At 76.7% G+C, this 14,789-nt stretch carries 1 protein-coding gene; it reads right to left on the bottom strand.

What is annotated here, in order from left to right; genetic code table 11:
- Nucleotides 1-22 precede the first annotated feature (22 nt).
- Complete coding sequence (locus ACLQ2W_RS21060) at nt 23-14,770, bottom strand: type I polyketide synthase (protein ID WP_425787887.1); 14,748 nt, start codon at nt 14,768-14,770, stop codon at nt 23-25.
- Between the last annotated feature and the right edge of the window lie 19 nt (nt 14,771-14,789).

Raw genomic sequence — 14,789 nt, 5'->3', positions numbered from 1 at the left:
TCCCTGGTGTGCCACGCGTGCCTCAGGACAACCCGAGATCGCGGTCGAGAAGGTCGAAGAGCTCCTGGTTGCTGGCCGTCCGCAGCCGGTCGGCCACGTCCTCGCCCGGTTCCGCCGGCTCGTCGGCGCCGAGCCGCTCCAGCAGCCGGTGCAGCCGCATGGTGATCCGCACCCGGCCGAGGTCGTCGCGCTCCCGCAGGGTGAGCGCCTCCTCCAGCCGGTCCAGTTCCTCCACGGTGGGCAGTTCCCGCTCCGAGGACTCGTCGACGAGCTGGGCGCGCAGGTGCTCGGCGAGCGCCTGCGGGGTGGGGTAGTCGAACACCACCGAGCTGGCCGGCGCGAGGCCGGTGAGCCGGGCCAGCCGGCCGCGCAGCTCCACCGCGGTCAGCGAGTCGAACCCGAGGTCCCGGAACGGCCGATCGGCCTCCAGGGCGTACGGGCTGTCGTGGCCGATCACCTCGGCGGCGGCGGTGCGGATCAGGTCGACCAGCAGCCGGTTCTGCTCGGCGGCGGTCAGGTCGGCGAGGCGCTTGCGCAGCTCCGCGAGCGTCTCCGCGCCGCCGGTGTCGGCCGGGTCGGCGCCGGCGGACGGGGCCGCCACCTCGGGCAGGTCGCCGATCAGCGGTCGGGGCCGGGCGGCGGCGAAGACCGGGGCGAAGCGCGCCCAGTCCACGTCGGCGACGGTGAGCACCGGGTCGTCGCCGGAGATCGCGGCGCGCAGCGCGGCCATCGCCGGTTCCCGGTCGAGCAGCGTGACGCCGCGCCGACTCATCGCGGTGGCGTGGTCGGCGTCGACCATGCCGCCGCCGGCCCACGGTCCCCAGTTGACCGACACCACCCGCGCCGGCCCGGCCGGGCGGGACTGCGCCCAGGCGTCCAGGAACGCGTTGGCGGCGGCGTACGCGCCGTGGTCGCCGACGCCCCACGCGGCGGCGATGGAGGAGAAGTAGACGACCAGTTCCAGCGCCGCCGGGTCGAGCAGCTCGTCGAGGTGGCGCGCGCCGGCGGTCTTGCCGGAGACCACGTCGGCGAGTTCGTCGGTGGTGACCGCGCGCACCGGGTTGAGGCGGCCGACGCCGGCGGCGTGCACCACCGCGCGGACCGTCTCGCCGTCGGCGCGCAGCCCGTCGACGAGCGCGGCGACGGCGGCGCGGTCGGCCAGGTCGCAGGCGAGCACCCGGGCCTGCGCGCCGAGGGCGGCCAGCTCGGCCACCGTCTCGGCGACGCCGGGCGCGTCCGGGCCGCGCCGGCTGACCAGGATCAGCGTGCGGGCGCCGTGCCGGGCGAGCCAGCCGGCGGCGTACCGGCCGATGGCGCCGGTGCCGCCGGTGATGAGCACGGTGTCCGGTGCCGTCCAGGTCGGGGCGTCCGGCCGGGCCGGGCGGGGCGCCCGGACGAGTCGGCGCAGGTGCACGCCGGCCGGGCGGACCGCGAGCTGGTCCTCGCCGTCGGTGTTGGTCAGCGCCCGCAGCAGGTGCTCCCCGGTGGCGGCGTCGAGGTCGGCCGGCAGGTCGAGCAGGCCACCGGCGTGCGCCGGGTGTTCCAGCGCGGTGACCAGCCCGAGGCCCCAGGTGGTGGCCTGCTCCGGCCGGGCGAGCGGGTCACCGGTGCCGGTGCTGACCGCCTGCCGGGTGAGCAGCCACAGCGGCCCGGTCGGCGCGACGTCGGTGACGGCCTGGACCAGCGCGAGGTTGCCGGTGAGACCGGCCGGCACCCCCGGGTACGCCGGGTGCGGGCGCTCGTCCAGCGCCAGCAGCGACACGATCCGGCCGGGCCCGTCCGGCAGGTCACCGGCCAGGTCGGCGCGGGTGACGGTGGCCGGGTCGACGGTGAGCGTGCGCACCGTGCCGCCGTGCGCCGCGAGCAGCTCGGCGATCCGCTCCGCCGGGCTGTCCGTGGCGTCGGCGGGCACGACGAGCAGCCAGTCCCCGGTGGCGGGGCCGGCGGTGAGCTGCCGCCGGGGCCAGGTGATCCGGTAGCGCCAGCCGTCGGCGACCGCGTCGGCGCGACGCCGCTGGTGCCAGTCGGCGAGCGTGGGGAGCTGGTCGCGCAGCGGCCGGTCCGGGTCCACGCCGAAGCGGGCCGCCAGGGCGTCGCCGTCGCCGGCGGTGACGACCTGCCAGAACGCGTCGTCGGTGGGGTCGGCGGCGGCCGGGGCGGCGACGCCGACCAGCTCGCCGTCGGCGACCGGCCAGAAGCGCTGGTGGCGGAACGGGTAGGTGGGCAGCGCGACCGGGTCGGCGTCGGGCAGCAGCGCCGCCCAGTCCACCGGCGTGCCGTGGCAGTGCAGCCGGGCCAGCGCGCCGAGCAGCGTGGCGACCTCGTCCCGGCCGGGACGTTGCACGCCGGTGACCAGCGGCCCGCCGTCCGGCAGCAGGTCGGCGGCGAGCGCGGTGAGCACCGTGTCCGGGCCCACCTCCAGCAGCGTGCCGACGCCGAGGTCGCGCAGGTGGGTGACGGTGTCGCCGAAGCGCACCGCCTCCCGCACGTGCCGCACCCAGTAGTCGGGGGTACGGATCAGGTCGGCGTCGACGACGCGACCGGTCAGGTTGGACACCAGCGGCACGACCGGCGCGGCGTAGTCCAGGCCGGCGGCGACGGTGGCGAACTCGGCCAGCATCGGCTCCATCAGCGGGCTGTGGAACGCGTGGCTGACGGTGAGCCGCTTGGTGCGTACGCCGAGGGTGGTGAAGTGGTCGGCGAGCGCGGACAGCGCCTCGTCGGCGCCGGCGACCACGACGGCGGCCGGTCCGTTGACGGCGGCGACGGCGGCCCGGTCGGCGTGCCCGGCGAGCGCGTCGGTCACCTCGGCCTCCCCGGCGGCGACGGCGAGCATCCCGCCGCCGGCCGGCAGCGCCTGCATGAGCCGGCCGCGCTGGCCGACGAGCGTGCAGGCGGCCGGCAGCGACAGCACGCCGGCGACGTGCGCGGCGGTGATCTCACCGACGGAGTGCCCGGCGACCAGGTCGGGGCGGACGCCCCAGTCGGCGAGCTGCCGGTGCAGCGCCACCTCGACGGCGAACAGCCCGGCCTGGGTGAACGCGGTCTGGTCGAGCAGCGCGGCCTCGGCGCTGCCGTCGGGCGCGAACAGCACGCTCTTCAGCGGGCGGGGCAGGTACGCGTCGAGGTGCTGGCAGACCTCGTCGAGCGTCTCGGCGAACGCGGGCAACGCCTGGTACAGCTCGCGGCCCATGCCGGCGTGCTGCGCGCCCTGACCGGAGAAGAGCATGGCGAGCGTGCCGGGGGTGGCCACGTCCCGCCGCACGGCGGGGTGGCTCTCCCCCGCCGCCAACGCGCGCAGCGCGGCCGACCGGGTGTCCGGGTCGGCGGCCAGCAGCACCGCGCGGTGCCGCAGGTGGGAGCGGGCGGTGGCGAGTGTCCGCGCCACCGCGGCGGCCTCGTCGTCGAGGTCCGTCGCGGCCAGGCGGGCGGCCTGCGCGCGCAGGCTCTCGTCGTCGGCGGCGGAGAGCGGCCAGGGCAGCAGCGGCAGCGCCGGCCGGGGCGCGGCGTGGTCCGGCTCGGTCGGGGTGTCGTCGGCGGGCGGGGCCGCTTCCAGGACGACGTGGGCGTTGGTGCCGCTGACGCCGAACGCGGACACCGCCGCGCGGCGCGGCCGGTCCGTCTCCGGCCAGGGCCGGGCCTCGGTGAGCAGCGCCACGCCGCCGTCGGACCAGTCGACGTGCGGGGTGGGCTCGTCCACGTGCAGCGTGGGCGGGAGCTGGCCGTGCTGGAGCGCCAGCACCATCTTGATCACGCCGGAGACGCCGGCCGCGGCCTGGGTGTGGCCGATGTTCGACTTGACGGAGCCGAGCAGCAGCGGACGGTCGGCGGGGCGGTCCTGCCCGTACGTGGCGAGCAGCGCCTGCGCCTCGATCGGGTCGCCGAGGCGGGTGCCGGTGCCGTGCCCGTCGACCGCGTCCACGTCGGCCGGGGTGAGCCCGGCGTTCGCCAGGGCCTGCCGGATGACCCGCTGCTGGGCGGGACCGTTCGGGGCGGTCAGGCCGTTGCTCGCGCCGTCCTGGTTGACGGCGGAGCCGCGCACCACGGCCAGCACCCGGCGGCCGTCGCGGCGGGCGTCGGAGAGTCGTTGCAGCAGCACCAGGCCGGCACCCTCGCCCCAGCCGGTGCCGTCGGCCGAGCCGGCGAACGACTTGCACCGGCCGTCGGCGGCGAGGCCGCGTTGCCGGGCGAACTCCAGGAACGGCCCGGGGGTGGCCATCACGGTGACGCCGCCGGCCATCGCGAGGTCGCACTCGCCGGCGCGCAGCGCCTGCACCGCGAGGTGTAGCGCGACGAGCGACGACGAGCAGGCGGTGTCCACGGTGACGGCGGGGCCCTGCAACCCGAACGTGTAGGACAGCCGGCCGGAGACCACGGCGGCGGCGTTGCCGGTGGCCTGGTAGCCCTCGGTGTCGGCGCGGGCGGCCATCAGCAGCGTGGCGTAGTCCTGCCCGTTGGTGCCGACGAACACGCCGGTGCTGCTCTCCCGCATGTCGGCCGGGGCCAGGCCGGCGCGTTCGAACAGCTCCCAGCCGGTTTCCAGCAGCAGCCGCTGTTGCGGGTCCATCACCAGCGCCTCGCGGGGCGAGATGCCGAACAGGCCGGCGTCGAAGCCGCCGACGTCGGTGACGAAGCCGCCCTCCCGGGCGTACGAGGTGCCGGGCGTGTCCGGGTCGGGGTCGTAGATGGCGTCGAGGTCCCAGCCCCGGTCGGCGGGGAACGGGCCGATCGCGTCGCGGCCTTCGGCGACCAGCCGCCAGAACTCCTCGGGGCTGTCCACGCCGCCCGGGTAGCGGCAGCTCATCGCCACCACGGCGATCGGTTCGTCGAGTGCGGCGACGGCCCGGGTGGGCGCGGGTGCCGCGTCGGTGACGCCGAGGATCCGGTCGGCGAGCCAGCCGGCGAGCAGCGCCGGGGTGGGCCGGTCGAAGACCAGCGTGGCGGGCAGCCGCAGCCCGACCGCCTCGGCGATCCGGTTGCGCATCTCGACCGCGCTGAGCGAGTCGAAGCCGATGTCGCGGAACGGCCGGTCCGCGCCGACCGCCTCGGCGGAGGCGTGGCCGAGCACGGCGGCGGCGTTGCTCCGCACCAGTTCGAGCAGGGCGCGACGGCGGTCCGGTTCGGCCAGGCCGGCGAGCCGGCCGCGCAGCGGGGACGCCTCGGCCGGCTCGTCGTCGCCGCGGGTGGCGGCGAGCAGGCGGGCCACCTCGGGCAGGTCCTCGATCAGCGGGCGCGGGCGGGCCAGCGCGTACGTCTGGTGGAACCGGTCCCAGGCGATGTCCGCGACGGCGAGGGTGATCTCGTCGGTGGCGAGCGCCCGGGCGAGCACGGCGACGGCCAGGTCGGGGCGCATCGGCCGGACGCCGGAGCGGAACATCTGGTCGGCGGTGCCCTCGGTGTCCATCATGCCGCCGCCGTCCCAGGCGCCCCAGGCGACGGCCGTGGCGGGCCGGCCGCGTCGGCGGCGGTCCTCGGCGAGCGCGTCGAGGAACGCGTTGCCGGCGGCGTAGCCGCCCTGGAGGCCGCCGCCCCAGACGCCCGCGCCGGAGGAGAAGAGCACGAACGCGGCGACGTCGTCGCCGAACGTCCGGTCGAGGTTGACCGCGCCGGCCACCTTGGCGTGCAGGCCGTCGGCGAGCGCGGCCAGGTCGGTGCCGTCGAGCGGGCCGGCGTGGGCGACGCCGGCGGCGTGGAAGACCGCGTCGACGCGGACGTCCTGCCCGGCGAGCCGGTCGACGAGGTCGCGCAGCGAGTCGGGGTCGGCGACGTCGCAGGCGGCCACCGTGACGCGGGCGCCGAGCGCGGTCAGCTCCGCCTCCAGCTCGGCGGCGCCGGGGGTGGCCGGGCCCTGCCGGCCGGTGAGCACGAGATGGTCCGCGCCGTCGGTGGCCAGCCAGCGGGCCACGTGTGCGCCGAGCGAGCCGAGGCCGCCGGTGACCAGGACCGTGCCGGCGGGTCGCCAGCCGGTGGTCCCGGGCGGGGTGTCGCCGCCGGCGCGGGCGAGCCGGCGGCCGAACAGCCCGGAGGGGCGGACCGCGAGCTGGTCCTCGTGTCCGACGCCGGCCAGCACGACGGCGAGCCGGCCCCGGGCGCGGCGGTCCAGGACGGCCGGCAGGTCGACCAGGCCGCCCCAGCGGTCCGGGTGTTCCAGCGCGGCGACCCGGCCGAGGCCCCAGACCAGGGCCTGCGCGGGGTGGTCGAGCGGGTCGGCGCGGCCGGTGGTGACCGCGCCCCGGGTGGCGCACCACAGCGGCGCGGCGCAGCCGACGTCGCCGAGCGCCTGTACGAGCGCGAGCGTGCCGGCGAGCCCGGCGGGCACGACCGGGCGGTCCGGGTGGCCGGTCTCGTCCAGCGCGAGCAGGGACAGCACGCCGGTGAGCGCGTCGGTGTCGAGCCCGGCGAGCTGCCCGGCGAGGGCCGCCCGGTCCGGGTCGTCGACGGTGACCGGCACGACGCCGGCCCCGGCCTCGCCGAGGGCGGCGACGACCTGACCGACGAGCGGGTCACCGGCGTACGCGGCGGGGGCGACGAGCAGCCAGGTGCCGGTGAGCCGGGCCGATGTCGCGGCGGTGAGCGGCGTCCAGCGCACCCGGTACCGCCAGGCGTCCACGGTGGACTCGTCGCGGCGGCGTTGCCGCCACTCGGTGAGCAGCGGCAGCGCCTCGCCGAGCGCCCGGGCAGCACCGCCGTCGACGTCGAGGGTGGCGGCGAGCGCGTCCGCGTCGGCGCGTTCGACGGCGTCCCAGAACTGCCGGTCGGCCTGGTCCTCGACGGTCGCGACCGGGCCGATGCGGACCGGCGACTCGGGCCAGTAGCGCTGCCGGTGGAACGCGTACGTGGGCAGCGGCACGGGCGCGGCGGCGCTGACGCCGCAGACCGCGGCCCAGTCCACGCCGACGCCGTGGGTGTGCAGCTCGGCGAGCGCGGTGAGCACGCGCGGCCAGCCGCCGGCGTCGCGGCGCAGCGTGTTCACCACGGCGGCGTCGTGCTCGGCGGCGTCGATGGTCTCCTGCATCCCGAAGCTGAGCACCGGGTGCGGGCCGACCTCCAGGAACACCTGGTGCCCGTCGGCGAGCAGGGTCCGCACGGCCTGCTCGAAGTTCACCGTCTGGCGCAGGTTGCGGTACCAGTAGTCGGCGTCGAGCGTGGTGGTGTCGGTGGGCTGGCCGGTGAGCGCGGAGTAGAACGGCACCTCGGCCGGGCGGGCGGTGATCCCGGCCAGGCTGGCCAGGAGCCGGTCGGCGACCGGCTCGACGTGCGGCGAGTGGGAGGCGTAGTCGACGTCGAGCGGGCGGACCCGCACGTCGTCGGCGGCGCAGGCGGCGACCAGCTCGGCGAGCGCGTCCGGGTCACCGGCGACCACCACCGAGCCGGGTCCGTTGACCACCGCCAGGCAGAGCCGGCCGGGCCAGCGGTCGAGCATCCGTTCGACCCGCTCGGCGGGCAGGCCGACGGAGGCCATGCCGCCCTTGCCGGCGATGTCGGCGAGCACCTGGCTGCGCAGCGCCACGATCCGGGCGGCGTCCTCGAGGGAGAGCGCGCCGGCCACGCAGGCGGCGGCGATCTCGCCCTGGGAGTGCCCGACCACGGCGCCGGGCCGGACGCCGAGGGAGCGCCAGAGGCGGGCCAGCGAGACCATGACGGCCCAGAGCGCGGGCTGGACGACGCCGGAGGCGACAAGCGGGGGCGCGCCGTCGGCGCCGCGCAGCACGTCGGTCAGCGACCAGTCGACCCAGGGCGTGAGGACGGCTTCGCACTCGGCGATGGACGCGGCGAAGACGGGCGAGGTGTCCAGCAGGTCGACGGCCATGCCGGGCCAGTGGCCGCCGTGGCCGGAGAAGACGAAGACGGGCGCCGGGTTGCGTAGCGCGGTGCCGGTGACCACGGTGGGCACGGTTTCGCCGTCGGCCAGCGCGGTGAGGCCGCGGGTCAGTTCGTCGGCGTCCCGGCCGAGCACGACGGCGCGGTGCGGGAAGGTCGCCCGGCTGCTGGTCAGCGCGTGGGCCACCTCGGCGGGCGCGAACTCGGGGTACGCGGCGAGGTGGGCGCGCAGCCGGACCGCCTGGTCGGGCAGCGCGGCCCGGTCGGCGGCGGAGAGCGCGAACGGGATCACGCCGGCGTCGACGGCGGCGCCGGGCCGGAACTCGGCCGGGGCGGCGGTCGCGGGGGCGTGTTCCAGGATGACGTGGGCGTTGGTGCCGGAGATCCCGAACGACGACACCGCCGCGCGGCGGGGCCGGTCCCGGTCGGGCCACGGCGTCGGGGCGGTGGCCAGGGTGATCGCGCCGGCGGTCCAGTCGACGTGCGGCGACGGTTCGTCCACGTGCAGCGTCGGCGGGACGATGCCGTGCCGCATCGCGAGGACCATCTTGATGATCCCGGCGACCCCGGCCGCCGCCTGCGTGTGCCCGATGTTCGACTTCACCGAGCCGAGCAGCAACGGCGTCTCCCGGTCCTGCCCGTACGTGGCCAGCAGCGCCTGCGCCTCGATCGGATCACCCAGCGTGGTGCCGGTGCCGTGCGCCTCGACGGCGTCCACGTCCGACGTGGTAAGCCGCGCGTTCGCGAGAGCCTGCCGGATCACCCGCTGCTGCGACGGACCGTTCGGCGCGGTCAGGCCGTTCGACGCGCCGTCCTGGTTCACCGCGCTGCCCCGCACGACGGCCAGGACGCGGCGGCCCTCGCGTTGCGCGTCGGCGAGTCGTTGCACCAGCAGCACGCCGGTGCCCTCGCCCCAGCCGGTGCCGTCGGCGGACGCGGCGAACGACTTGCAGCGGCCGTCCGGGGACAGGCCACGCTGGCGGGAGAACTCGATGAACGTGCCCGGTGTGGCCATCACCGTCACGCCGCCGGCCAGGGCCAGGTCACACTCCCCGGACCGCAGCGCCTGCACCGCCAGGTGCAACGCCACCAGCGACGACGAACACGCGGTGTCCACGGTGACGGCGGGGCCTTCCAGGCCGAACGAGTAGGCGACGCGGCCGGAGAGCACGCTGGCCGAGGTGCCGGTGCCGATGTAGCCCTCGACCTCGGCGGGCAGCTCCATCAGGCGGGACGCGTAGTCGTGGTACATGACGCCGGCGAACACGCCGGTACGGGAGCCGCGCAGCCCGGCCGGGTCGAGGCCGGCGGACTCGAACGCCTCCCACGACGTCTCCAGCAGCAGCCGCTGCTGCGGGTCCATGGCCAGGGCCTCACGCGGGCTGATGCCGAAGAAGCCGGGGTCGAAATCGGGCGCGCCGTAGAGGAAGCCGCCGTGTCGGGTGTAGGAGGTGCCGCTGTGGTCCGGGTCGCTGTCGAACAGCGACTCCAGGTCCCAGCCCCGGTCGGCGGGGAACTCGGAGATGCCGTCGCCACCGGCGGCCAGCAACTCCCAGAGCTGCTCCGGGTTCTCCACCCCACCGGGATAGCGGCACGCCATGCCGACGATCGCCACCGGCTCGTCCAGGCCGGTGGTGGTGGCCGCCTCCGGGGCGCCGGTGGTGTCGGTGCGGGCGCCGGCCAGTTCGGCGTACACCTGGCCGGCCAGGATCTGCGGCGTCGGGTAGTCGAACACCAGCGTGGACGGCAGCCGCAGTCCGGTGGCCGCGTTGACCCGGTTGCGCAGGTCCACCGCGGTCAGCGAGTCGAAGCCCAGTTCCCGGAACGCCCGGTCGGTCGGCACCGCGTCCGCGCCGCCGTGCCCGAGCACCTGGGCCACCAGGCCACGGATCAGCGCGTCGATCTGGTCGCGGGCGTCCTGCGGGTCGAGGCCGGCGAGGCGGTCGGCCCAGTTGCCCCGGCCGGCCTGGCGGCGGGTGGTGACCGGGCCGAGCAGCGCCCGCAGCAGCGACGGCACCCGGCCGCCGACGATCTGGGCCCGCATCGCGGGTACGTCGATGACGGCCGGCACGAGAGTGGCCCGCCCGGCGGTGAGCGCGGTGTCGAACAGTTCCAGGCCGACCTCGGGGCTCATCGCGCCGAGGCCGGCGCGGGTGGAGCGGGCCCGGTCGACGTCGGACTGGGCGGCGGCCATGCCGTCGGTGTCCCACATGCCCCAGGCCAGGCTGACCGCCGGAAGTCCGTCCTGCCGGCGCTGCGTGGCGAGCGCGTCGAGCACCCCGTTCGCGGCGGCGTACGCGGCCTGGCCGGGTGAGCCGAGCACCCCGGCGACGGACGAGAACAGCACGAACAGGTCCAGGTCGAGATGCCGGGTGGCCTCGTGCAGCCACCACGCCGCCGTGGCCTTCGGCGCGAGCACGTTCGCCAACCGCTCCGCGCTGATCGACGACACCACCCCGTCGTCCAGCACCCCCGCGGTGTGCACCACCCCGGCGAGCCGACCCGCCACACCCGCCACCAGACGCACGACCTGATCCCGATCGGTCACATCACACGCCACCACCGACACCGACGCACCCAGCCCGGTCAACCGCTCGACAAGCGCGTCCGCACCCGACGCGGCCGGACCCTGCCGCGACACCAGCACCAGCGACCGCACCCCGTGCCCGGTGACCAGATGCGTCGCCACCAGAGCACCGAGCGAGCCGGTGCCGCCGATCACCAGCACCGTCCCGGCACCGACACCCCGGCCACGGTCGGGGTCACCGGCCGTCGCGGCGCCGGCCACCGGGGCGGACGCCGTCTCCGTCGCCGGGAGCGCGGCCCGGACCAGGCGCGGCGTCAACACGACGTCGCCGCGTACCGCCACCTGCCCACCCGTCGCCGGCAGGTCATCCAGCACACCGGCCAGCACCGACAGCGCCTCGCCGTCGACGTCCCGATCCAGATCGGCCACCACGATCCGCTCCGGATGCTCCGACTGCGCCGACCGCAACAACCCCCACACCGCCGCGCCCGCCAGATCGGTCACCCGATCCCCACCCGCAGCCACCACCGCACCCCGGGTCACCACCACCAACCGCGACTCGGCCAACGACTCCGCCGCCAACCACGCCTGCACCACCGCCAACACATCCGACGCCACCACCCGCACCGCATCGGGCACATCCACGTCGGACGACCCCGCCACCGGCAACACCAGCGTGCGCGGCAACCCCTCCCCCGCGTCGACCACCGACGACACATCCGGATACGACGACAGCCCGTCGACGGACGCGCCGAGCACCGCCCAGCCGGCGAGGTCGTCGCCGGCCGGCACCGGCTCCGGCTGCCAGGACACCTCGAACAGGGAGCGGGCCGCCGCGCCGGGCGCGGTCAGGCCGGTCATCTCGCGCAGGACCAGGGAGTCCACCGACACGACCGGCGCACCGGCGTCGTCGGCGGCGACCAGGCGCACCGCAGCGCCGTCGCGGGCGAGCCGCACCCGCAGCGCGGTGGCGCCGACGGCGTGCACCTGCACGCCCTCGAACGCGAACGGCACCCGGGGCCCCCCGCCGTCGGCGACGAGCAGCAGGCCGATCGGGTGCAGCGCGGCGTCCAGCAGCGCCGGGTGCACCGCGAAGCCGGTGCCGGTGACGTCCTCGGGGAGCGCGACCTCGGCGTACACCTCGCCGTCGCCGGTCCAGGCCCGGCGCAGGCCCCGGAACGCCGGCCCGTACGCCAGGCCGTGTTCGGCCAGCGTGTCGTACCAACCGGTCAGGTCGACCTCGGTGGCGGTGGTCGGCGGCCAGGCCGGCAGGCCGGGCTCGTCGGTGACGGCCGGTTCGAGCACGCCCTCGGCGTGCCGCACCCAGCCGGCCTCCGGGTCGTCCTCGGCCTGGGCGTGCACGGTCACCGCGCGGGCGCCCGCCTCGTCGGCCGGGCCGACCCGCACCTGCACCCGGACGCCACCGGCGGCGGGCAGCACCAGCGGCGCGGCGATGGCCAGCTCACGCAGCCGGGACACGCCGACCTCGTCACCGGCCCGGACCACCAGCTCGACGAGCGCCGCGCCGGGCAGCACCACCACGTCGCCGACCTGGTGGTCGACCAGCCAGCTGTGGGTGCCGGCGGAGAGCCGGCCGGTGAGCAGCACCATGTCCTCGCCGGCCACGGAGACGGCGGCGCCGAGCAGCGGATGCCCGGCCGCGCCGAGACCGGCGCCGGAGACGTCGGCGAGCCGGCCGACCGGCTCCAGCCAGTACCGCTCGTGGTGGAACGCGTACGTGGGCAGGTCGACCGGGCGGGCGCCGGCGTCGGCGAGCAGGGCGTCCCAGTCGACGGTCAGGCCGGCGGTGTGCAGCCGGGCCAGCGCCTCCAGCACGGCGCGGGGTTCGGCGCGGTCCTTGCGCACCAGCGGCACCAGCACGGCCGCCGGGTCGGCGAGGGCGCCCTCGGCCATCGCGGTGAGCACACCGCTGGGCCCGAGTTCGACGTACGTGCCGACGCCGGCCTCGGCGAGCCGGTCCACCGCGTCGGCGAAGCGAACCGCCTCGCGGACGTGCCGCACCCAGTAGTCGGCGGTGGTGATCTCGTCGACTTCGGCGATGCGGCCGGTCAGGTTCGACACGATCGGCACGGTCGGCGGGGCGTAGTCGAGGCCGGCGGCGACCGAGGCGAACTCGGCGAGCATCGGTTCCATCAGGGCACTGTGGAACGCGTGGCTGACCCGCAGCCGGTGGGTGGGCGTACCCCGGTCGGCCCAGTGCGCGGCGAGCGCGTCGATCGCCTCGACGTCGCCGGAGACCACCACCGCCGCGGGCCCGTTGACGGCGGCGATGCCGGCCCGTCCGGTCACGTCGGCCAGCGACGCGGTCACGTCGGCCTCGCCGGCGGCCACGGCGAGCATCGCGCCGCCGGCAGGCAGCGCCTGCATGAGCCGGCCGCGCGCGGCGACCAGCCGGGCGGCGTGGGCCAGCGACAGCACGCCGGCGACGTGCGCGGCGGCCAGCTCACCGATCGAGTGGCCGACGAGGTAGTCCGGGGTGAGGCCGAACGAGCGGGCCAGGCGGTGCAGCGCCACCTCGACGGCGAACAGGCCGGCCTGGGTGAACTGGGTCTGGTCCAGCAGGTCGCCGTCGTCGAACAGCACCGGCTTGAGCGGCTGCGGCAGCAGCGGGTCGAGCTGCGCGCACACCTCGTCCAGCGCGGCGGCGAAGACCGGGAACGCGTCGTACAGGTCGCGGCCCATGCCGGCGCGTTGCGCGCCCTGCCCGGAGAAGAGGAACGCGACCCGGCCGCGTGGCGCGGCGGCGCCGGTGACCACGGTCGGCGTGGGTTCACCGTCGGCCAGCGCGCGCAGCCCGTCGAGCAGCTCGTCGCGGTCGGCGGCGAGCACGACGGCCCGCGCGTCCAGGTTGGCGCGACGGCGGGCGGCGGCGGCCCAGTCGACCGGCCGGGCGTCGGCGGTCACGTGGTCGGCCCAGCGGCGGGCCTGCGCGGCGAGCGCCTCGGGGTCGCGGGCGGAGAGCAGCACCGGCGCCAGCGGCGGCGGCGTGCCGGGGGTGGGCTCGGGCTCGTCGACGGCCGGCGGCTGCTCGACGATGACGTGCGCGTTGGTGCCGCTGATGCCGAACGACGACACCGCCGCCCGGCGCGGCCGGTCCGACTCCGGCCAGGGCCGCGCCTCGGTGAGCAGGGTGACCGCGCCGGCCGACCAGTCGATGTGCGGGGACGGCTCGTCCACGTGCAGTGTGCGGGGCAGCACGCCGTGCCGCATCGCCTGGACCATCTTGATGATGCCGGCGGCGCCGGCCGCGGCCTGGGTGTGGCCCAGGTTCGACTTGACCGAGCCGAGCCAGAGCGGGTCGCGCCCGTCGCGGTCCTGCCCGTACGTGGCGAGCAGCGCCTGCGCCTCGATCGGGTCGCCGAGCGTGGTGCCGGTGCCGTGCGCCTCGACCACGTCCACGTCGGCCGGGGACAGCCGCGCGTTGGCGAGGGCCTGCCGGATGACGCGTTCCTGGCTGGGGCCGTTGGGGGTGGTGAGGCCGCTGCTGGCGCCGTCCTGGTTGACCGCGCTGCCCCGGATGATGCCGTGGATGCGGCGGCCGTCGCGTTGCGCGTCGGAGAGGCGTTGCAGCAGCAGCATGCCGACGCCCTCGGCCCAGCCGGTGCCGTCGGCGGCGGCGGCGAACGACTTGCACCGCCCGTCGGCGGCCAGACCGCGCTGGCGGGAGAACTCGGCGAACACGCCGGGGGTGGAGAGCACGGTGACGCCACCGGCGAGGGCCAGGTCGCAGTCGCGCTGACGCAGCGCCTGCACGGCGAGGTGCACCGCGACCAGCGACGACGAGCACGCGGTGTCGATGGTGACGGCCGGGCCCTCCAGCCCGAACGTGTACGCGACCCGCCCGGACACCACGCTGCCGGAGTTGCCGGTGCCGAGGTAGCCCTCCACGCCCTCCGGCAGGTCCAGCACCCGGGACGCGTAGTCGTGGTACATCACGCCGGCGAACACGCCGGTCCGGCTGCCGCGCAGCCGGTGCGCGTCCAGCCCGGCGGACTCGAACGCCTCCCAGGTGCTCTCCAGCAGCAGCCGCTGCTGCGGGTCCATGGCGAGCGCCTCGCGCGGCGAGATGCCGAAGAACGCCGGGTCGAACTCGGTGGCCTCGTAGAGGAAGCCACCCTTGTCGGTGTACGACGTGCCCGGGTTGTCCGGGTCGACGGAGAAGAGCCGCTCCAGGTCCCAGCCCCGGTCGGTCGGGAAGTCACCCACCCCGTCGCGGCCGTCGGCGACGAGCTGCCACAGCTCGTCCGGGCCGTGCACGCCGCCCGGGTAGCGGCAGGCCATGCCCACGATGGCCATCGGCTCGCGGTCCTTGGCCTCCACCTCGCGGACGCGCCGCCGCGCCTCGCGCAGGTCGGTGGTGGCGCGGCGGAGGTAGTCGAGGAACTCTGCCTCAGTGGGCATCGGGGCGCTCCGTATCGGG

The organism is Micromonospora sp. DT227 (assembly GCF_049841835.1).
Lineage (GTDB): Bacteria > Actinomycetota > Actinomycetes > Mycobacteriales > Micromonosporaceae > Micromonospora.
The sequence above is the reverse complement of the archived record's forward strand: the minus strand, read 5'-3'. Positions and strand labels throughout refer to the sequence as shown.

Coding starts and splice junctions, on each gene's coding strand:
- ACLQ2W_RS21060 (WP_425787887.1), bottom strand. CDS start 14,770: ATGCCCACTGAGGCAGAGTTCCTCGACTACCTCCGCCGCGCCACCACC.